The sequence below is a fragment of the Mycobacterium sp. M23085 genome (assembly GCF_045343915.1).
Taxonomy (GTDB): Bacteria; Actinomycetota; Actinomycetes; order Mycobacteriales; family Mycobacteriaceae; genus Mycobacterium.
In genome coordinates this window covers 874,405-897,046 of the sequence record NZ_CP174280.1, presented here as the reverse complement: position 1 = coordinate 897,046, position 22,642 = coordinate 874,405, and the positions used below count along the sequence as shown (strand labels likewise).

At 67.3% G+C, this 22,642-nt stretch carries 4 protein-coding genes and 1 pseudogene; 3 read left to right on the top strand and 2 right to left on the bottom strand.

The genetic code is table 11. The features are described 5' to 3' along the window. Positions 1-36: 36 nt before the first annotated feature. Together ACIUM1_RS03660 and ACIUM1_RS03655 are read right to left on the bottom strand one after the other, a co-directional pair. Positions 37-2,928 carry an RND family transporter gene (locus ACIUM1_RS03660; protein ID WP_406815927.1) on the bottom strand — a complete coding sequence of 964 codons (2,892 nt, stop codon included), beginning with the start codon at positions 2,926-2,928 and terminating at the stop codon, positions 37-39. Beyond that, on the bottom strand, positions 2,925-3,290 hold the full coding sequence (locus ACIUM1_RS03655) for an MmpS family protein (protein WP_406817514.1): 366 nt from the start codon (positions 3,288-3,290) through the stop codon (positions 2,925-2,927). The genes ACIUM1_RS03660 and ACIUM1_RS03655 overlap by 4 nt, the downstream gene beginning before the upstream one ends. A gap of 927 nt (positions 3,291-4,217) precedes the next feature. Here ACIUM1_RS03655 and ACIUM1_RS03650 point away from each other — a divergent pair. From ACIUM1_RS03650 to ACIUM1_RS03640, 3 genes and pseudogenes are all read left to right on the top strand, one after another. Then, positions 4,218-4,448, top strand: coding sequence for an MbtH family protein (locus ACIUM1_RS03650; RefSeq protein ID WP_003877688.1), 231 nt, complete (start codon positions 4,218-4,220; stop codon positions 4,446-4,448). 43 nt (positions 4,449-4,491) lie between these two features. Then, positions 4,492-14,751 carry an amino acid adenylation domain-containing protein gene (locus tag ACIUM1_RS03645; RefSeq protein ID WP_406815926.1) on the top strand — a complete coding sequence of 3,420 codons (10,260 nt, stop codon included), beginning with the start codon at positions 4,492-4,494 and terminating at the stop codon, positions 14,749-14,751. After that, positions 14,748-22,398, top strand: a pseudogene (locus tag ACIUM1_RS03640) (amino acid adenylation domain-containing protein). The gene ACIUM1_RS03645 and the pseudogene ACIUM1_RS03640 overlap by 4 nt, the downstream one beginning before the upstream one ends. Positions 22,399-22,642 lie beyond the last annotated feature (244 nt).

Sequence of the window (22,642 nt, the reverse complement as noted above, 5' to 3'; positions counted from 1 at the left end):
GTTGCTGTTTCCATCCTGAAGTGGAAGCCACCACTATTACGGCTGCTTCAGGAGCAGTGAACGAACCAGGGGACGCGGGCCGGTGGGCCGCAGCATGGTGCTGGCCGGGCGGGGGCGCACCAGCTGTGGCCACCAGAACCAGCGGCCGAGCAGTGCGGCGACGGACGGCGTCATGAATGCCCGCACGATCAGCGTGTCGAATATCAAGCCGATGCCGATCGTCGTGCCCACCTGGCCGATGCTGCGCAGGTCGCTCACCGCCATGGAGGCCATGGTGAAGGCGAACACCAAGCCGGCGTTCGTCACGACCTTTCCGGTACCGGCCATGGCGCGGATGATGCCCGTGTGGATCCCGGCAGCCAGTTCCTCCTTCATTCGGGAGACCAATAGCAAGTTGTAGTCAGAACCCACCGCCAACAGCACGATCACGGAGGTGGACAGCACGCTCCAGTGCAGTTGCATGTGCAGCAGGTACTGCCAGACCAGCACGGACAACCCGAAGGACGCACCGAGCGAGAGCAGAACCGTGCCGACGATCACCATTGCGCCGACGAAGCTTCGCGTCATTATCAGCATGATGATGAAAATGAGGCAGATCGCGGATACACCGGCGATCAAGAGGTCGAACATGGATCCGTCCACCAGATCTTTGGTAATCGCCGCGGTACCGGTCAAATAGATCTTGGCGTTTTCCAGGGGAGTGCCCTTGAGCGATTCCTCGGCCGCCGTCTTGATCTGTTCGACCCGATTGAGGCCATCGGGCGTCGACGGGTCGCCCCGCTGGGAGATCAGCAGACGGACGTCCTTGCCGTCCGGCGACATGAACACCTTCTCGATCCGCTTGAACGAGTCGGATCCGTTGATGATGCCCGGCGGCAGGTAGAAGGAATCATCGTTCTTGGAGGCATCGAACGCCTGCCCCATGGCACTGGGATCCTTTGCGCTCGAATCCATTTGGCCCATCACGCCGGACATGGTGCTGTGCATGGTCAGCATCATGTTGCGCATGCCCGACATGGTTTCGATCATGGGCGGGATCTGCATGACCAGCTGCGGCAACAGCGCATCCAGCTCATCCAGGTTCTTCACCAGGTCGCCCAACTTGTCGCTGATCTCGTCAACGCCGTCGATCGCATCGAAGATGGATCGCAGCGAGAAGCAGATCGGAATGTCGTAGCAGTGCTTTTCCCAGTAGAAGTAGCTGCGGAGCGGGCGCCAGAAATCCTCGAAGTCCGAAACGCGATCGCGCAACTCGTCCGTGATCTCCTGCATTTCATGCGTCGTCTTGACCATGTGGTGCGTTGTGGCGACGAGTTCTTTCATCAGGTCCAGCATGTGCTGCATGATGCCGATCATCTTCCCCAGCTCATTGGCCTGGGTGAGCATGTCGTTCATGCGATCTTTTTGGAAAGCCATGTTCTGCATCTGACTCGCCTGGCCCATGCTGATGATCCAGGGAATCGTGGTGTGCTGCAGGGGAACTCCCTCGGGACGGGTCACGGTCTGCACCGTCGCAATCCCGGGGACCGCCAGCACGCCCTTGGCGAGTTTGTTGATGACCAGCATGTCCGTCGGGTTACGCAAATCATGATCGGTCTCGATCAAAAGAATTTCGGGCATCGACATGCGCTGGCCTGGAAAGTGCCGGGCCGCGGCCGCATATCCCACGTTGGCGGGAATGCGGTCCGGAATGAATTTCTGGTCGTCGTAGCTCGGCTTGTAATTCGGCAGCGTCAACAGCCCGATCAGTGAGACGGCCAACGAGGCGATGAGGATGGGTGCCGGCCACCGGACGATAGCCGTACCGATCCGTCGCCACCTGCGGGTCGAGAGTGCACGGCGTGGGTCGAACAGACCGAACCGGGCCCCGGCGGCCAGAAGGGCCGGGCCAAGCGTTATCGCGACCAGGACCGCGATGGAGATACCGACGGCACAGGGGATACCCAGCGGCTGGAAATAGGGCAGCCGGGTGAAGCTCAGGCATAGCACCGCGCCGGCGATGGTCAAACCGGAAGCCAGAACAACCTTGGCGACACCGTTGAACGTGGTGTAAAACGCCTCTTCTCGGCTTTCGCCCGCATTCCGCGCCTCTTGATATCGGCCGACGAAGAAAATGCCGTAGTCGGTACCCGTCGCAATGACCGCGGCGACCAGGAGGTTGACGGCAAAGGTGGTAAGGCCGACCAGCCCGAGATGGCCGAGCAGCGCGACCATTCCGCGGGCGATCTGCAATTCAAGGCCGACGATCAGCAACAAAAGAACGACCGTGACAATCGACCGGTACACGAGCAGCAACGTCAGGAAAATCACGCCGAGGCTGACCAGCGTAACCAGCATGATGCTCTGCTGACCGGCGATATTCATGTCCGCGATGATGGGTGCGGGTCCGGTCACGTAGACCTTTAATCCCGGTGGGGGCGAAGCCTCCTGCACGATCTTTCGAACGGCCTTTACCGACTCGTCACCCGCGGCCGCGCCCTGGTTACCATTCAGGTTCACCTGGACGTATGCGGCCTTACCGTCCTGGCTCTGCGCGGCGCCGCGGGTAAGCGGATCGCCCCAGAAATTCTGGACGTGCTGCACATGCGCGTGATCGGACTCTAAGAGCTTGACCAAGCGGTCGTAATACTTGTGCGCGTCGTCGCCGAGTTGCTGCTGGCCCTCCAGCAGGATCATCGCCAGGGCGCCGGAGTTGGTCTCATGGAAGTCTTGGCCAAGCCGCTCCATGGCCTTGAAGGACGGTGCACCCAACGGGCTCAGCGAGACCGCATTCTCCGCCTCGACCTTGTCCAGCGAAGGGACGCTGATGCTGAGCAGGACAGCGATCGCCAGCCAGCCCAAGATAATGGGGACCGACAGGCGATGGATGATCCGCGCAATACGTGGTCGCGCGGCCGGCCGGGTTTCCAGATAGTGCTGGGTACTCATGTGGCCGTCAGGACGCAGTAAGTGAATGCATTCAATTCGTGCGAGATCCTCTCGGCTTTGACGACGCCGTCGACCACGATGCGGCACCCGAGGCTATCGCTATTGCCCTGCGCGACCACATTTCCCACGATCGACGGCAGCGTCGTCGAGATGTCGAACGCCCACGGCAGCTCGATACCGTTGATGTGGTTCGGCTCGCCATTGGCGTCAAAGTAACTGATGTCGGCCATCGTTCCAGCAGGCCCGAAGACCTCGTACTTCACGTGCTTGGGGTTGAACGGCTTGGTGTCTTGCTGCCTGGATTCGGCGTAGGTCGGCCGCTTCTCGGAGCCGAAGACGCCGTGCAACCGAGACACCGTCATACCGCCGGCGACGACGACGGCCACGATCACCAGCGGGATCCACAGCCGACCGAGGAAGCCGAAGATGCCAGGTCCCCTCTTCGGACGAGGAGCCTGCGGGCGGCTTTGCTGTGCCGGGGCAGTTGAAGATCGACGACCAAAGCCTAGGAACCGACGTTGGCTAATCTCTCGTCCTTCCGCGATGGTGTCGTCAGGCCAGGCCCGGACGTCCGATTCGACCATTGCACCCCCTTCAGCAGCCGTGTCCATGCCCGCGCCGTTACCAACGTTCGCACATGCAACTACACACTGGTCGCGACACGCCAGACTGCAGCGCTGCGGATGTGGTGCGCGTGGCCGGCCAGTCGTGCCTCGGACACCTCATGCAAGCCCCGCCCCGGGGAGCGCGACCAGATCTTGATGAGTAAACCACGCCAGTCGCTTCCGTATCAGTGCTTTGACAACGCGATACGGGATCGTAATGCCGACCATGCGTAACCGGCATTTGCTGAGCGACGAATGTTCTTCGGTTGTTCTTCGTTACTTCTCTACTTCGGCACGGCCGCCCACCTACCTAAGCACAGCGGATGGACGGTGTCACCGGGAGGGCGACCCCCAGGTCTCTTGCCAGGACCTTGCCAGGTTTCGCGTCTGGGTGAATTTCCCGCCCCCTACGACTTCGGCTAAGCTCAAGGGCGCTAAGCACAATAACTTCATCGGCCTGAAGGACGTGCCTGCCCCAATAGCGGATATCTCGCAGCCAACGCCATTGACGCAGGTCACTGCACGGAATTCTCGGGGCATCGGGGCCCCGCGCACACCATCACTGGACGGCGTCAACGCCTTCTGGGTCACCAGTAACTTTGTCCAAATCTCGGACGAGCGATCTAGGGCTCAACTATGGTTTGGACCTGTTCCACTCATGTCGACTACGCATCCTGGAGAATTGTGAGCATCAATCCCTTCGACGACGACAACGGCAGCTTTTTCGTCCTGGTGAACGACGAGGAGCAACACAGCTTGTGGCCTGCCTTCGCCGATGTTCCAGCTGGCTGGCGAGTGGTCCACGGGGAAGCCGACCGAGCTGCGTGCTTGGAGTACATCGAGCAGCATTGGCCCGACATTCGGCCAAAGAGCCTGCGCGACAAGCTCGCAACGGGTCGGGGTTTTGACCAGTAACGAGTCGGGGTACGGGGCGGGTGGCGAAGACTTGGGGGCGTCGATGGAGAGGGAAGCTCGGGCACTTCCGTTAACGCGGGGGCAGCTCGACATCTGGCTGTCCCAGGAAGCCGGCTTCGCCGGCACGCAGTGGCAGCTCGGTCTCCTGGTCAAAATCGACGGCATCGTCCATCGTGACTCCCTCGAACAGGCAATCACGCAGGCGGTCTCCGAGGCCGAGCCGGGCAGGGTCTCGGTTTTCGAGGTCGATGGCCAAGTCGTGCAGAAGCCGATCGAGTACCCGCACATCGAGCTGGAGTTCGACGACCTGAGGGGCGCGTCGGACCCGGTGCAGGAAGCCCGCGAGCGAGCCTCCTCCATTCAGCGCACGCCGATGGCGTTGAACGGCCAGCTGTTCAAATTCGTGCTATTTCAAACAGGGCACGAGGAATTCTATTTGTTCGGTTGCTGCCACCACATAGCCATCGACGGCTTGGGAATGGCGCTTGTTTGTCGGCGGGTGGCGACCATTTACTCCGCAATGGTGGCCGGAAAGCCGATCCCCGACGCCTACTTCGGTTCGGTGCAGGACTTGGTCGACCTCGAGTCGGCCTACGAAGCCTCCGACGATTACGTCGAAGACAAGGCCTATTGGAGCGAGCACCTGCCGCCGGAGAGCGGACCGGTTGATCGCCTGCCGTCCGCCGCGGGGGAGCAGGACCACTATTCGCCATCCGCGTCGGTGCAGTTGGACCCCTCGGTCGCCAACCGGATCAAAGAGCTGTCCAAAAAGCTTGCCATTCGCCGGTTTTCGGTCACCACCGCCGCGTGCGCACTGCTGGTGCGCGCGTGGTCCGGTAGCGGCTCGGAGGTGGCGCTCGACTTCCCGGTCAGCCGGCGGGTGAGCCCGGAGTCGAAAACCCTTCCAGCGATGCTCGCCGGCGTGGTGCCGCTGGTGCTCACGACGGAGCCGCAGTCGACCGTCGCCGATTTCTGCAAACACGTCGACACCCGAATCCGCGAGCTCCTGCGCCATCAGCGCTTCCCGGCGCACACCCTCGAGGGCGACGGGCTGCGGCAAGCGCCGAACCGGGTCGGCATCAATTTCCTGCCGATGAGGCTGACTCTGGACCTGGCCGGCTCTCCGGCGACGGCGACATACACGAACCACGGCCCGGTTGGGCACTTCGGTCTGTTCTTCCTGGGCGCCGGTGACCAGATGTTCCTCAGCACCGCAGGCCCGGGCCAACCGTTCGCGAGCTTCGGCGTGGCCGACCTGGCCGGCCGGCTGCAGCGGATCCTCGACGAGATGATGGCCGACCCGGAACGGCCGCTGTCGTCGATCGACCTCTTGGCCCCCGACGAGCCCGCCCGCCTGGACGAGTGGAGCAACCGGCCGGCACTGCACGAGCCCGTGCCCGCGCCGGTGTCGATCCCCAAGGCGTTCGCCGAGCACGTGCAAAGCACGCCCGAGGCGGTCGCGGTGACGTTCGGCGCCCACTCCTTGACCTACGCGGAACTCGATGAGGCGTCCAACCGGTTGGGCCATCTGCTCGCCGATCGCGGAGTCGGGCCCGGCGACTGCGTGGCGGTGCTGTTCCCCCGCTGCGCCGACGCCATCGTCTCGATGCTGGCGGTGCTCAAGACCGGGGCGGCCTACGTGCCGATCGACCCGGCGCACGCGTCATCGCGGATGGATTTCGTCCTCGAAGACGCGGCACCCAGTGCGGTGATCACCACAGCGGAGCTCCGCTCGCGGCTGGATGACCACGACGTCCTGGTCATCGATGTGCACGACCCCGCCATCGACAACCAGCCCAGCACGGCCCTGCCGCTGCCGGCACCCGAGAACGTCGCCTACATCATCTACACCTCAGGAACCACCGGCACCCCGAAAGGCGTTGCCATTCCCCATCTCAACGTGACGTGGCTGATCGAGTCGCTCGACGCCGGGTTGCCCAAGGGGAACGTGTGGACGCAATGCCACTCCTCGGCCTTCGACTTCTCGGTGTGGGAGATCTTCGGTGCCCTGCTGCGCGGCAGGCGGCTGCTGGTGGTGCCCGAATCGGTGGCGTCGTCTCCGGCGGATCTGCACGACCTGCTGGTCGCGGAGAAAGTCAGCGTGCTGACCCAAACCCCGTCGGCGGTGGCGATGCTGCCGGCCGAGGGCCTGGAGGCCACCGCGTTGGTGGTGGCCGGCGAGGCCTGCCCGACCGACGTGGTCGACCGGTGGGCGGCCCCCGGACGGGTGATGCTTGACGCCTACGGCCCGACCGAGACCACGGTCTGCGCGTCGATCAGCACACCGCTGACGCCCGGGTCGCCGGTGGTGCCAATCGGTTCCCCGATAGCCGGCGCGGCGATGTTCGTGCTCGACAAGTGGCTGCAGCCGGTGCCCGCCGGTGTGGTCGGCGAGTTGTACCTGGCGGGGCGCGGCGTGGGGCACGGCTACGTGCGTCGGGCGGGACTGACCGCATCGCGGTTCGTTGCCAACCCTTTTGGCGGTCCGGGTGCACGTATGTACCGCACCGGCGACCTGGTGTGCTGGGGCCCGGACGGGCAGCTGCAGTACCTGGGCCGCGCCGATGAGCAGGTCAAGATCCGCGGCTACCGCATCGAACTCGGTGAGATCCAGGCCGTTTTGGCCGGACTCGACGGAGTGGACCAGGCCGCGGTGATCGCACGCGAGGACCGCCCCGGCGACAAGCGGCTGGTCGGCTACATCACCGGAACCGCCGACCCGGGCGCGCTGCGCGCTGCCCTGGCCGACAAGCTTCCGCCGTACATGGTCCCCACCGCGGTGATGGTGTTGGACACCTTGCCGCTGACCGGCAACGGCAAGCTCGACAAGCGCGCCCTGCCCTCGCCCGAATACGCCGCGAGCGAGTACCGGGCCCCGGCCGACGCGATCGAGGAGATCCTGGCCGACATCTACGCCCAGGTGCTGGGCGTTGAGCGGGTCGGCGTCGACGACTCCTTCTTCGACCTCGGCGGTGACAGCATCCTGTCGATGCAGGTGGTGTCCCGCGCCCGCGCGGCCGGCCTGATCTGCCGCCCGCGAGACATTTTCGTGGAGCAGACGGTCGCTCGCCTGGCGCGAGTGGCCGAGGTGGCGGGCGACGGCGAGTTCGGTGCGGCCGACGAGGGGATCGGGCCCGTGGTGGCCACCCCGATCATGCGGTGGCTGCAGACCATCGACGGCCCGATCGACGAGTTCAACCAGACCATGGTTCTGACGGCCCCCGTCGGCGTGGGCGAAGCGGATGTGGCTGCGGTGCTGCAGGCGTTGCTGGATCGCCATCCCATGTTGCGGCTGCGCGTGCAGGACGACGGCGCCGGCGGCTGGTCCCTGGAGGCGCCGGAGGTCGGCTCGGTACAGGCCGGCGACCGCCTGCGGGTGGTCGACGAGTTGTCCGACTCGGCGCTGATCGAGGCACGCGGACGGCTCAATGTGGCCGACGGCGCGCTGCTGAGCGCGGTATGGGCAAGTGCGACAAACCAATTGGCGTTGGTCATTCACCACCTGGCCGTCGACGGCGTCTCGTGGCGGACGCTGATCGAAGACCTCAACATCGCCTGGGCCCAGCATCACAACGCCCAGCCGGTGGCCTTGCCGGCGCCCGGAACATCTTTTGCCCGGTGGTCTTCGCTGTTGGCCGAGTACGCGCAGAGTCCCGCGGTCACCGCGCAGGCCGACGCGTGGCGACAGGTGGCCGCCACCCCGGCGGCGCTGCCGGCGGTCCAGGCCGGGGACACCTATGCGAGCGCCGGGCAGTTGACGGCCTCACTGGACGTCGACACGACCCGACTGCTGTTGGGAGAGGTGCCCGCGGCGTTTCGCGCTGGGGTGCAAGACATTCTGTTGATCGCGTTCGGGCTGGCCTTCACCGAATTCCTGGGTGAGGCCGCGCCGATCGGTATCGACATCGAAGGACACGGCCGTCACGAAGAGGTGGCGCCCCGCGTGGACCTGTCCCGCACGGTGGGCTGGTTCACCACCAAATACCCTGCGGCGCTGCGAATTAACGGTTCGCTGAAGTGGTCGCAAGTGGTGGCGGGGGAGGCCGCGCTGGGTGCGGTGATCAAGGACGCCAAGGAGCAACTGCGCGCCCTGCCCGACGGCCTGACCTACGGGCTGTTGCGTTACCTGAACACCGACGTCGACCTGGGCGCAGACCCGGTGATCGGGTTCAACTACCTGGGTCGGTTGGCCGCCGGGGCCGATCTCTCCGACGATTTGTGGCGCGTGAGCGAGGACAGCCTGGCGTCGGCGGCCGTGGCCACCGCGGTGGCAATGCCCTTGGCGCACACCGTGGAACTCAACGCCGGCACCATGGACACCGAGGCCGGACCGAACCTGCACGCCAACTGGCGGTGGGCGCCGTCCGCGCTGACCGACGAGCAAGTAAACCGGTTGAGCCAGCTCTGGTTTGAGGCCCTCTCCGGTATCTGCGCGCACGTGCGCAGCGGTGGCGGCGGGTTGACCCCGTCCGATATCGCCCCCGCCCGCCTGGACCAGCAGCAGATCGACGAGCTCTGCCAGCAGCACCAGATTGCCGACGTGCTGCCGCTCAGCCCCGTCCAGCAGGGCCTGCTTTTCCACACCAGCTTCGCGCAAGAACTCGAAGACCTCTACGCGGTGCAGCTCGGCATCACCGTGAGCGGTTCCCTTGATCCACAACGGCTTCGGGACGCGGTGCAGACCGTCGTCAACCGCCATCCCAACCTGGCGGCCCGGTTCATCGACGAATTCGGTGAGCCGGTGCAGATCATTTCCGCCGAGCCGGTGATTGCATGGAACTACGTCGACTTGACCGGCGGCGACTCGGTCCCACAAGACGAACAGCTCGAGGCGCTCTCCGCGGCCGAACGCACCGCTGTCTGCGACCTGGCCGGCCAGCCCGCCTTCCGGGCCGCGCTGATCCGCACCGCACCCGATCGGCACCGGTTCCTGCTCACCATCCACCACATCGTCATCGACGGTTGGTCGCTGCCCGTCCTGATGCGCGAAGTGTTCGCCGGCTACTACGGCGAGCGGCTGCCCGCGCCCCCGTCGTACCGCAGCTACCTGATGTGGCTGGCCGCTCAGGATCGGGCCGGCGCCCAAGCCGCCTGGGGTGAGGCGCTCGCCGGATTCGAGACGCCCACGCTGGTCGCGCCGCCGGGCAAAGTCGGCCCCCGGGCCGTCGCAAGCTACACGGTTTCGGCGGACACCACGCGCGCCCTGAGCGAATTGGCCCGCTCCAGCCGCACCACCGTCAGCACCGTGCTGCAGGGCGCCTGGGCGCAACTGCTGACCTGGCTGACCGGCCAGCACGACGTGGCATTCGGCACCGCCGTTTCGGGCCGGCCCACCGAACTGGCCGGCGCGGACGCCATGGTCGGCTTGTTGATCAACACCGTGCCGGTGCGGGCCAGCATCACCGCCGCGACCACGGTCGCCGATCTGCTGGAGCAGCTGCAACGCGTCCACGCCGAGACACTTGAGCATGAACACTTGGCGCTCAACGAGATTCACCGCGCCACCGGGCACGACCAGCTGTTCGACACCCTCTTCTTGTATGAGAACTACCCGATCGATGCCGGTGCATTGCTGGGTGTTCAGGAGTTGGCCGTCACCGAATTCAGCAGCCGCGAATTCAACCACTACCCGCTCTCCGTGGTGGCCACGCCCGGACACGAATTGAGCCTGCGTGTCGAGTACGACACCGAGGTCTTCGACGCGGCCGGCATCGAGGCGCTGATCGAGCGGTTGCGCCAGGTGATGGCGGCGATGACGGCCGACCCGGCGCAACGGCTCTCGTCGATCGATCTGCTCGACGCCGCCGAGCGTGAGCGGCTCGACTCCTGGGGTAACCGGGCGGTGCTGGCTCAGCGGGCGCAAGCGCAGGCGTCGATTCCGGCGTTGTTCGCCGCGCAGGTGGCCCGCGCCGCCGATGCGGTGGCGATCACCTGCGGCGAGCGGTCATGGACCTACGGCGAGGTCGAAGAATCGGCAAACCGGTTGGCGCACTTGCTGATTGAGCGGGGAGCGGGGCCCGGCCAGCGGGTCGCGGTGGTGATCCCGCGGTCGGCCGAAGCGGTGATCGCGATCTTCGCCGTGCTCAAGACCGGGGCGGCGTATGTACCGATCGACCCGGGGGTGCCGGCGGCGCGCCTGGAGTTCGTGCTCGGTGATGCCGCGCCGATCGCGGCGGTGACCACCGCCGAGGTGCGCCCGCGGCTGGACGGGTTCGACGGGCTGATCGTCGACATCGACGACCCCGCCGTGCGCACGCAACCGACGACGGCCCTGCCGGCGCCGGAACCCGAGAACATCGCGTACATCATCTACACCTCGGGTACCACCGGCACCCCCAAGGGCGTGGCCATCCCGCACCGTAACGTGACGTTGTTGCTGGAGACACTCGATGCTCAGCTGGGGTTAGGCCAGGCGTGGACGCAATGTCACTCGCTGGCGTTTGACTTTTCGGTGTGGGAGGTCTTCGGTTCGTTGCTCTACGGCGGGCGTCTGGTGATCGTGCCGGATGCCGTCGTGCGCTCCGCTGAAGACTTGCACGCGCTATTGGTTCGTGAGCAGGTCAGTGTGTTGAGTCAGACCCCGTCGGCGTTTTATGCGTTGCAGAGTGCTGACGCGCTGGCGCCCGAGTTGGGTGAGCAGCTGAAGCTGCAGACGGTGGTCTTCGGTGGCGAGGCGCTGGAACCGCACCGGTTGGCGACGTGGCTGCACCGGCACCCGGGGTTGCCCCGAATGATCAATATGTACGGCATCACCGAGACGACCGTGCACGCGTCATTCCGGGAGATCGTCGACGGCGACGTCGACAGCAATGTCAGCCCGATCGGTGTGCCGCTCGCCAATCTGGCGTTCTTCGTGCTCGACGGCTGGCTGCGCCAGGTTCCCGTCGGCGTGGTCGGTGAGCTGTACGTCGCCGGCGGCGGCCTGGCGACCGGTTATGTGGGTCGCCCGGGCCTGTCGTCCACGCGGTTCGTCGCCTGCCCGTACGGGGCGCCCGGCGCGCGGATGTATCGCACCGGTGACCTGGTCCGGTGGGGCGCCGACGGGCAGCTGCAGTACATGGGCCGCGCCGACGAGCAGGTCAAGATCCGCGGCTACCGCATCGAACTCGGCGAGATCCAGGCAGCCCTCGCCTCGCTGCCCGGGGTTGAGCACGCGGCGGTGATCGCCCGCGAGGACCGCCCCGGCGACAAGCGCCTGGTGGGCTACGTGACGGGCACGGCCGACCCCGCCGAGGTTCGCGCCCAGCTCGGCGAGCGGTTGCCGAGCTACATGGTGCCGTCGGCGGTGGTGGTGCTCGAGGCGCTGCCGCTGACGGTCAACGGCAAGCTGGACACCCGCGCGCTGCCGGCGCCCGAATACCAGGATGCCGAGCGTTATCGGGCTCCGGTCAGTGCCGTCGAAGAGATCCTGGCCGGCGTCTACGCCCAGGTGCTCGGTGTCGAGCGCGTCGGTGTCGACGACTCCTTCTTCGACCTCGGCGGCGACAGCATCCTGTCGATGCAGGTGGTGGCGCGCGCCCGGGCGGCCGGAGTGGTGTGCCGCCCGCGGGACGTCTTCGTCGAGCAGACGGTGGCCCGGCTGGCCCGGGTCGCCACGATGGCCAGCGGCGAGGACGATGTGGTCGACGAGGGGCTGGGGCCGGTGGTGGCCACCCCGATCATGCGCTGGCTGCAGGACATGGACGGCCCGGTCGAGCAGTTCAACCAGACCATGGTGCTGGCGGCGCCGGCGGAGGTCAGCTTCGACGACGTGCCGGTGGTGCTGCAGGCGCTGCTGGATCGGCACGCGATGTTGCGGCTGCGCGTCGAGGACGACGGCATCGGCGGCTGGTCGCTGGAGGTCCCCGAGGCGGGCTCGGTGCAGGCCGGTGACTGCGTCGAATCGGTCGACGTGTTGTCCGAAGCGGCGCTGGTCGACGCCCGGTCGCGGCTGAACCTCGCCGACGGGGTGCTGGTGCGCTCCGTATGGGCCAGTGCGACAAACCAATTGGCGTTGATCATCCATCACCTGGCCGTCGACGGTGTGTCGTGGCGGACCCTGATCGAGGACCTCAACATCGCCTGGGCGCAGCACCACAGCGGCCAGCCGGTGGCATTGCCGGTCGGCGGCACCTCGTTCGCGCGGTGGTCGTCGCTGCTGGACGAGTACGCGCGCCGCCCCGAGGTGGTCGAGCAGCTGGAGAAGTGGCAGCAGGTGGCCGCCGTCCCGGCGGTATTGCCCCAGGCGCAGCCCGAAGACACCTACGTGACGGCCGGGCAGTTCTCGGCGTCGCTGGACGTCGAGACAACCCGGCTGCTGCTGGGCGAGGTGCCCGCGGCGTTCCACGCCGGGGTACAGGACATCCTGCTGATCGCGTTCGGCCTGGCGTGGACCCAGTTCATGGGCACCGGCGCGCCGATCGCCATCGACGTGGAAGGCCACGGACGCAACGAAGAGCTGGGCCCGCAGGTGGACCTGTCGCGCACGGTCGGCTGGTTCACCGCCAAGTACCCGGTGTCGCTGCGGGTCGGTGGTCTGTCCTGGGGCCAGGTGGTCGGCGGTGACGCGGCCCTGGGCGGCCTGGTCAAGGACGCCAAGGAGCAGCTGCGTGCGCTGCCCGACGGGCTGACCTACGGCTTGCTGCGTTACCTGAACACCGAAGCCGAACTCGACGGTGCGGATCCGGTCATCGGGTTCAACTACCTGGGTCGGCTCGGCGGCGGCGCCGCCGATTTGTCGGCCGATCTGTGGCAGCTGGACCCGGACAGCTTCGCGCTGGCCGGTGCGGCCGGCGCGGTGGCGCTCCCGCTGCCGCACACGGTCGAGCTCAACGCCGGCACCATGGACACCGCCGACGGTCCGCACCTCCAGGCGAACTGGACGTGGGCGCTCTCGGCGCTGGACGAAAAGCAGATCAGCCGGCTCAGCGAACTGTGGTTCGACGCCCTGGCCGGCATCTGCGCGCACGTGCGCAACGGCGGCGGCGGCCTGACCCCGTCCGACGTCACGCCCGCCCGCCTGAGCCAGCGGGACCTGGACGAACTGCAGCAGCGGTACCAGGTCGCAGACGTGTTGCCGCTGACCCCGCTGCAGCAGGGGCTGCTGTTCCACACCGGCACCGCACAGGGCGGCGAAGACTCCGAAGACCTGTATGCGGTGCAGCTCGACATCTCCGTCACCGGCGCCGTTGATCCGGAGCGGCTACGCGAGGCGGTGCACACCGTCGTCACCCGACACCCCAACGTGGTGGCCAGCTTCGTCGAGGACTTCGGCGAGCCGGTGCAGGTCATGACGACCGATCCCACGCTGGCGTGGCAATACGTCGAACTGAACGCCACCGACGGCGACCTCGAGGAGCAGGTCCAGCGGTTGTCCACCGCCGAACGCGTCGCCGTCTGCGACCTGGCCGGCCAGCCGCCGTTCCGGGGCACGTTGATCCGGACGGCGGAGAACAGCTACCGATTCGTGCTGACCAACCACCACATCGTGCTCGACGGCTGGTCCAAACCGGTCCTGCTGCAAGAGATCTTCGCCAGCTATTTCGGGGTGCGACTACCCGCGCCGGTGCCGTACCGCAGCTTCATCACCTGGCTGTCCGAGCAGGATCGGGCTGCCGCTCAGGCGGCCTGGCGCGAGGTGCTCGAGGGCTTCGACACCCCGACGCTGGTGGGCCCGACGGGCCGCATGGGACTTGGCCCGCGCGGTGTCGCCGAATTCCACGTGTCTGCGGAGACCAGCCGCCTGCTCGGCGAACTGGCCCGTTCGTGCCGCACCACCGTCAGCACGGTATTGCAGGCCGCCTGGGCGCAGCTGTTGATGTGGTTGACCGGCCAGCACGATGTGGTGTTTGGCACAGCAGTTTCGGGCCGCCCGACCGAATTGGCCGGATCCGAGGCCATGGTCGGCCTTTTGATCAACACCGTTCCGGTACGGGCGACTATTGGCGCCGAAACCACCATCGCCGACCTGCTTGAGCAGCTGCAACGGACCTACACCAACACCCTGGACTACCAGCATTTAGCACTGAATGACATCCATCGTGTAACGGGACATGACCTAATTTTCGACACAATGTTCGTGTACGAGAACTATCCCATCGATACTGCCGCGCTATCGGCCGTGGACGAGTTAACTATTACTGGATTCACGAATCGGGAATACAACCACTACCCGCTTTCGGTACAAGCCGTGCCTGGCCACGAAATAGGCCTTCGCGTCGAGTTCGATACAGACGTATTTGGCGAGGCAAGGATCGAAAAGCTTGTAGAGCGATTTAAGCGGGTGCTGGAAGCCATGACCGTGGACTTGGAGGAGCAGTCATGACCGTCGGTGCGGGACGGCGATTGTTGTCGATCGATCTGCTGGATGGCGGGGAACACGATCGACTCGACGAGTGGGGCAACCGCGCGGTACTGACCAAGCCGGTCAAGGCCCCCGCGTCGATCCCTGACATGTTCGCCACCCAGGTGGCGCGCGCCCCGCAGGCCGTCGCGCTGACCTTCGGGGACCGCTCGCTCACCTACGGCGAGCTCGACGAGGCGGCGAACCGGCTGGCGAACGTGTTGGCCGAGCGCGGGGCACGCCCGGGCGAATGCGTTGCGTTGCTGTTCTCCCGCTCGGCCGAGGCGATCATCTCGATCCTGGCGGTGCTGAAGACCGGGGCTGCCTACCTGCCGATCGATCCGGCGCTGCCGGCTGCGCGGATGGAATTCATGCTCGGTGACGCCACGCCGATCGCCGTGGTGACCACGGCCGGCCTGCGCAACCGGCTGGACGGGTTCGACCTGCCGGTGATCGATGTCGAGGAAGCCGCTGCCGAGGGCGAGCCGAGCGGCGCGCTGGCGGGGCCTTCGCCGGACGACATTGCGTACCTGATCTACACCTCGGGCACCACCGGGACGCCCAAGGGTGTGGCGGTCACGCACCGCAATGTGACCGAGTTTCTGCGGACGTTGCACGCTCATCTTCCGGCCGGCCCGGGGAAGGTCTGGTCGCAGTGGCACTCGCTGGTCTTCGACGTATCGGTGTGGGAGATCTGTGGTGCGCTGCTGCACGGCGGGCGGCTGGTGGTGGTGCCGGAATCTGTGGCGGGTTCGCCCGACGAGCTGCACGCGCTGCTGGTCGCTGAGAAGGTCGACGTGTTGAGTCAGACCCCGTCGGCGGTGGGGATGCTCTCGCCGGAGGGTCTGGACTCCACGGCGTTGGTGGTCGCCGGTGAGGCCTGCCCGGCCGAGGTGGTCGATCGGTGGGCGCCGGGGCGGGTGATGATCAACGCCTACGGGCCGACCGAGGCCACCGTGTATGCGGCGATGAGCACTCCGCTGACGGGGGATTCGGGAGCACCGCCGATCGGATCGCCGGTTCCCGGTGCGGCGTTGTTCGTGCTGGACAAGTGGTTGCGGCCGGCGCCGGAAGGCGTGGTCGGTGAGCTGTATGTGGCCGGCCGTGGTGTTGCCGCCGGGTATGCGCGCCGGGCCGGACTGACCGCGTCGCGTTTCGTGGCCTGCCCGTTCGGTGGGCCGGGCGCGCGGATGTATCGCACCGGTGACCTGGTGCGCTGGGGTGCCGACGGGCAGCTGCAGTACCTGGGCCGCGCCGACGAGCAGGTCAAGATCCGCGGATACCGCATCGAGCTGGGGGAGATCCAGTCCACCCTCGCCGCGCTGGAGGGCGTCGAGCAGGCCGCGGTGATCGCCCGCGAGGACCGCCCCGGCGACAAGCGGCTGGTCGGTTACATCACCGGTACCGCCGACCCGGCCGAGCTGCGCACCCAGCTGGGCAAGCGGCTGCCGGCCTACATGGTGCCGGCGGCGATCGTCGTCCTGGAGACCCTGCCGCTGACCGTCAACGGCAAGCTGGACAAGCGCGCCCTGCCCGCGCCCGAATACCAAAAGCGCGGCGGCCAATACCGTGCGCCCAGCAACCACACCGAGGAGATCCTGGCCGGCATCTACGCCCAGGTGCTTGGTGTGGAGCGGGTCGGCGTGGACGACTCGTTCTTCGACCTCGGCGGCGACAGCATCCTGTCGATGCAGGTGGTGGCCCGGGCCCGGGCGGCCGGCGTGGTGTGCCGCCCCCGCGACGTGTTCGTCGAACAGACCGTCGCCCGGCTGGCGCGGGTGGCCACCGACGGCGCCAACCAGGACGACGTGGTCGACGAGGGGATCGGGCCGGTGTTGGCCACCCCGATCATGCGCTGGCTGCAAACCGTCCAGGGTCCGATCGACGACTTCAACCAGACGATGGTGCTGGCCGCACCGGCGGGCGTCACCGCCGACGACGTGGTCGTGGTGCTGCAGGCCCTGCTGGACCGGCACCCCATGCTGCGGCTGCGCGTGGAGGACGACGGCAACGGCGGCTGGTCGCTGACCGCGCCCGAACCGGGCACCGTGCAGGCCGGCGACTGCCTGCAGTCGGTCGACGAGCTGTCCGACGCGACCCTGGTGGCGGCCCGGTCGCGGCTGAACCCGGGCGCCGGTGTGATGGTGAGCGCCGTCTGGGCAAGCGCGACAAGCCAATTGGCGTTGATCATCCACCACGTGGCCGTCGACGGCGTGTCGTGGCGGACCCTGATCGAGGACCTCAACATCGCGTGGGCGCAGCACCACAGCGGCCAGCCGGTGGCGCTGCCCGTGGGCGGCACCTCGTTCGCCCGCTGGTCGGCACTGCTGGCCGAGCACGCGCAGAGCCCGGCGGTGGTCGAGCAGGCCGACGCCTGGCGCGAGGTGGTGGCAACCCCGGCCCTGCTGCCGGCGGTGCGTCCGGAGGAGGACACCTACCAGACCGCCGAGCAGTTGTCGGTGTCGTTGGACGTCGAGACAACCCGGCTGCTGCTGAGTGAGGTGCCCGCGGCGTTCCACGCCGGGGTGCAGGACATCCTGTTGATCGCGTTCGGGATGGCCTGGACGCAGTTCCTGGGTAGCGGCACGCCGATCGGCATCGACGTCGAGGGCCACGGTCGCCAGGAGGAGCTGGGCCCGCACGTCGACCTGTCCCGCACCGTGGGCTGGTTCACCACCAAATACCCGGTGTCGCTGACCGTCGACGGCCTGGACTGGGCGAACGTGGTCGCCGGCGACGACGCGCTGGGCGCGGTGGTCAAGGCCACCAAGGAGCAGCTGCGCGCCCTGCCGGACGGCCTGACCTACGGCCTGCTGCGCTACCTGAACCCCGACATCGACCTGGGTGGATCCGACCCGGTGATCGGATTCAACTACCTGGGACGGCTGGGTGCCGCCGCCGACCTGCCCGGCGAACTGTGGCGGTTGAGCCCCGACAGTCTGTCGCTGAGCGGCGCGGCCGCGGCCGTGGCGATGCCGCTAATGCACACCGTCGACCTCAACGCCGGCACCATGGACACCGAGGAAGGCCCCCACCTGCACGCCAACTGGACGTGGGCCGCCTCCGCGATGGACCGCGAGCAGATCAGCCGGCTGAGCCAGCTGTGGTTCGAGGCGCTGACCGGTATCTGCGCCCACGTGCAGGCCGGCGGCGGCGGGTTGACCCCGTCCGACATCGCGCCCGCACGGCTGAACCAGCGGCAGATCGACGAGCTGGGCAAGCAGCACCAGATCGCCGACATCCTGCCGCTGACCCCGCTGCAGCAGGGGCTGTTGTTCCACGCCAGCTTCGCGCAGGACCCGGGCGACGACGTCTATGCGGTGCAGCTGGGCATCACGGTGACCGGTGAGCTGGACTCGCATCGGCTGCACGACGCCGTCCACACGGTGGTCAACCGTCACCCCAACCTGGCGGCCCGGTTCTGCCCGCAGTTCGGTGAGCCCGTCCAGGTCATCCCGGCCGATCCGGTCATGGCGTGGCGGTACATCCAGCTGGGCGCCGAGGATCTCGACCCCGAGCAACGGGTGGAGGAGCTCTGCGCCGCCGAACGTGCCGCGGTGAGCGACCTGGCCAACCGTCCGGCGTTCCGGGCGGCGCTGATCCGCACCGCGGACAAGAGGTACCGGTTCGTGCTCACCAACCACCACATCGTGATGGATGGCTGGTCGCTGCCGATTCTGCTGCGCGAGATCCTCGCCATCTACTACGGCGACCAGTTGCCGGCTCCGGCGACCTACCGCAGCTACCTGACCTGGCTGGCCGGCCAGGACCGCACCGCCGCACAAGCGGCGTGGCGCCAGGTGCTGGACGGATTCGACAACCCCACCCTGGTGGGCCCGGCCGGCCGGATGCGGCTGGGCCGGCGGGCGGTGGAGTCCTACCGGCTGTCCGCGGAGACCACACGCGCCCTGGGCGAGTTGGCCCGCACGTGCCACACCACCGTCAACACCGTGCTGCAGGCCGCCTGGGCGCAGCTGCTGATGCGGCTCACCGGCCAGCATGACGTGGCCTTCGGTACCGCGGTATCGGGCCGGCCGGCCGACCTGATCGGCGCCGAGTCCATGGTGGGCCTGCTGATCAACACCGTGCCGGTGCGGGCCAGCATCACCTCCGAGACCACCGTCGCCGACGTGCTGGAGCAGCTGCAGCAACACCACAACGACACGCTGGAACACGAGCACCTGGCGCTGAGCGACATCCACCACCTGACGGGTCACGACGCGCTGTTCGACACCTTGTTCCTGTACGAGAACTACCCGATCGACACCAGCGTGCCGCTGGGCTTCCACGAATTGGCCATCACCGACGTCACCAACCGCGAGTACAACCACTACCCGCTGTCGGTGATGGCGCTCCCGGGCCGCGAACTCGGCCTGCGGGTCGAATTCGACACCGACGTGTTCGACGCGAGGGGCATCGAGAAGCTGACCGAAAGGTTCCAGCGGGTGCTGTCGGAGATGACGGCCGACCCCACCCGACGGCTGATGTCGCTGGACGTCGTCGACGAGGAAGAGCACGCGTGGCTCGACGAGCGGGGCAACCGCGCCGTGTTGAGCCAGCCGGCGACCCGCACGTCGATCCCGGCCATGTTCGCCGCGCAGGTGGCCCGGATCCCGGACGCGGCGGCGCTCACCTTCGACGGCCGCTCGATGACGTATCGGGAACTCGACGAGGCCGCCAACCGGCTGGCGCACCTGCTGACCGAAGAGGGCGCCGGCCCGGGCGAGTTGGTCGCGCTGCTGTTCTCGCGGTCGGCCGACGCGATCATCTCGATCCTCGCGGTGCTGAAGACCGGGGCGGCGTACCTGCCGATCGACCCGGCGCTGCCGGCCGCCCGGATCGAGTTCCTGCTCAACGACGCCGAGCCGGTCGCCGTGGTCACCACCGCGGCGCTGCGGGAGCGCGTGGCGGGCTGCGGTCCGACGGTCATCGATGTCGAAGACCCGGCGCTGGCCACCCAGCCCAGCACGGCGCTGCCGGCACCGTCGGCGGACAACATCGCCTACGTCATCTACACGTCGGGAACCACCGGTGTGCCCAAGGGCGTGGCGGTCACCCACCAGAACGTCGCACAGCTGGTGGAGACGCTGCACGCGGACCTGCCGAAGGCGGGGGTGTGGGCGCAGTGGCACTCACTGGTGTTCGACGTGTCGGTGCACGAGATCTGGGGCGCGCTGCTGCACGGCGGCCGCCTCGTGGTGGTGCCCGAGTCGGTCGCGGCGTCGCCCGACGACCTGCACGCGCTGCTGGTCTCCGAACAGGTCACCGTGTTGAGTCAGACCCCGTCGGCGGTGGGCCATGCTCTCGCCGGAGGGTCTGGAGTCGACGGCGTTGGTGGTGGCCGGCGAAGCCTGCCCGGTCGAGGTTGTCGAGCGATGGGCGCCCGGACGGGTGATGATCAACGCCTACGGCCCGACCGAGGCCACGGTGTACGCGGCCATGAGCGCGCCGCTGAAGAGCGGAACGGGATCGGCACCGATCGGTTCGCCGGTGCCGCGGGCCGCGTTGTTCGTGCTGGACCGGTGGCTGCGCCCGGCGCCCGAGGGTGTCGTCGGCGAGTTGTACATCGCGGGTCACGGTGTGGCCGCGGGGTATTCGCGCCGCCCGGCCCTGACGGCGGGGCGCTTCGTCGCCTGCCCGTTCGGCGCCCCGGGCTCGCGGATGTACCGCACCGGCGACCTGGTCCGGTGGGGCCGCGACGGCCAGCTCGAGTACCTCGGGCGCGCCGACGAGCAGGTCAAGCTGCGCGGCTACCGCATCGAGCTCGGTGAAGTGCAGGCGGCCCTGGCCGCCCTGGACGGCGTCGAGCAGGCCGCGGTGATCGCCCGCGAGGACCGCCCCGGCGACAAGCGGCTGGTCGGCTACATCACCGGAACCGCCGACCCGGTGGGGATCCGCATTCAGCTGGCCGACCGGCTGCCGGCCTACATGGTGCCGGCCGCGGTGGTGGTGCTGGACGCGCTGCCGTTGACCGTCAACGGCAAGCTGGACAAGCGCGCCCTGCCCGCGCCGGAGTACCAGAAGCGCGGCGGCGAGTACGTGGCGCCGTCCGACCCGACCGAGGAGATCGTGGCCGACATCTTCGCCCGCGTCCTCGGCATGGAGCGGGTCTCGGTCGAGGACTCCTTCTTCGAGCTGGGCGGCGATTCGTTGTCCGCGATGCGGGTGATCGCCGAGATCAACACCGCCGTCGACGGCGCCCTGTCGGTGCGCACCCTGTTCGACTCGCAGTCGGTGCGCTCCCTGGCCCACCGGATCACCAGCGGTGCCGACACCGAGGGCGCCGCGGGGCCCGGCTTTGCGGCGGTGCACGGCGCCGACGCCAAGGAGGTGTTCGCTCGCGACCTCACCCTGGACAAGTTCATCGACGCGACGACGTTGTCGAACGCGCCGACGTTGCCCGGTCCGAGTGCCGAGATCCGGACGGTCCTGCTGACCGGGGCGACCGGTTTCCTGGGTCGCTACCTGGCGCTGGAATGGCTCGAACAGCTGGAACAGGTTGACGGCAAGCTGATCTGCCTGGTGCGGGCCAAGTCCGACGAGGACGCCTACCGGCGCCTGGAGAAGACCTTCAACAGCGGTGACCCCGAACTGCTGCGGCACTTCCAGGAACTCGCCGAGGAGCACCTGCAGGTCGTCGCCGGCGACAAGGGTCAGGCCAACCTCGGCCTGGACAAGGAGACGTGGCAGCGGCTGGCCGACACGGTCGACCTGATCGTCGACTCCGCGGCCGTCGTCAACGGTGTCCTGCCCTACAACGAGCTCTTCACCCCCAATGTCGGGGGCACCGCGGAGCTGATCCGGTTGGCGCTCACCACAAAGAAGAAGCCGTACGCGTACGTGTCGACGTCCGACGTGGGCCGCCAGATCGAGCCGTCGGAGTTCACCGAGGACGCCGACATCCGGGTGATCAGCGCCAGACGTGTGATCGACGGCGGCTACGCCAACGGATACGGCAACAGCAAGTGGGCGGGCGAGGTTCTGCTGCGCGAAGCCAACGACCTGTGCGGGCTGCCGGTGTCGGTGTTCCGCTCCGACATGATCCTGGCCGACACCAGCTACGCCGGCCAGCTCAACGTGGCGGACATCTTCACCCGGATGATCCTGAGCATCGTGGCCACCGGCACCGCGCCGAAGTCCTTCTACCAGCTGGACGCCGACGGCAACCGGCAGAGCGCGCACTTCGACGGCCTGCCCGTCGAGTTCGTCGCCGAGGCGATCGCCAAACTGGGCGCCCAAGTGATGGACGGGTTCGAGACGTACCACGTGATGAACCCGCACGACGACGGCATCGGGCTCGACGAGTACGTCGACTGGCTGATCGAGGCCGGCTATCCGATCGAGCGCGTCGGCGACTTCGGCGAGTGGCTGCAGCGCTTCGAGACCGGCCTGCGCGGCCTGCCGGAACGGCAGCGGCAGAACTCGGTGCTGCAGATGTTGACGTTGCTGCTGCGGGATCCGAAGAACCTGCAGCCCGCCGAGCCCGCCCGGGGTGCCTTCGCATCGACGGATCGGTTCCGCGCCGCGGTGCGGGAAGCGAAAGTCGGTTCCGACAACGACATCCCGCATGTCACCGCGACGGTGATCGTCAAGTACGTCACCGACCTGCAACTGCTCGGTTTGCTGTAGCACCTTCGAGTTGTCTGAAAGCGGCGTGGTCCATCCGGGCCACGCCGCTTTTGCGTTACCAGCAAATTGATGCGATGGCCGACTACGGCCGTCGGGGGTCTGGCCGCCTATAACTGGGCGATAACGGTCAACGCCGCAGCGCGTGGCGACCAACGCGTAGCCCTCCCCAGCCATCCCATACCGTATGTTGCTGGGATCATCCTAGCTAGTACTAGAGGTATGCATCAAGGCAGTTCGCCTGGGT

Coding starts and splice junctions, on each gene's coding strand:
- ACIUM1_RS03655 (WP_406817514.1), bottom strand. CDS start 3,290: ATGACGGTGTCTCGGTTGCACGGCGTCTTCGGCTCCGAGAAGCGGCCG.
- ACIUM1_RS03645 (WP_406815926.1), top strand. CDS start 4,492: ATGGAGAGGGAAGCTCGGGCACTTCCGTTAACGCGGGGGCAGCTCGAC.
- ACIUM1_RS03660 (WP_406815927.1), bottom strand. CDS start 2,928: ATGAGTACCCAGCACTATCTGGAAACCCGGCCGGCCGCGCGACCACGT.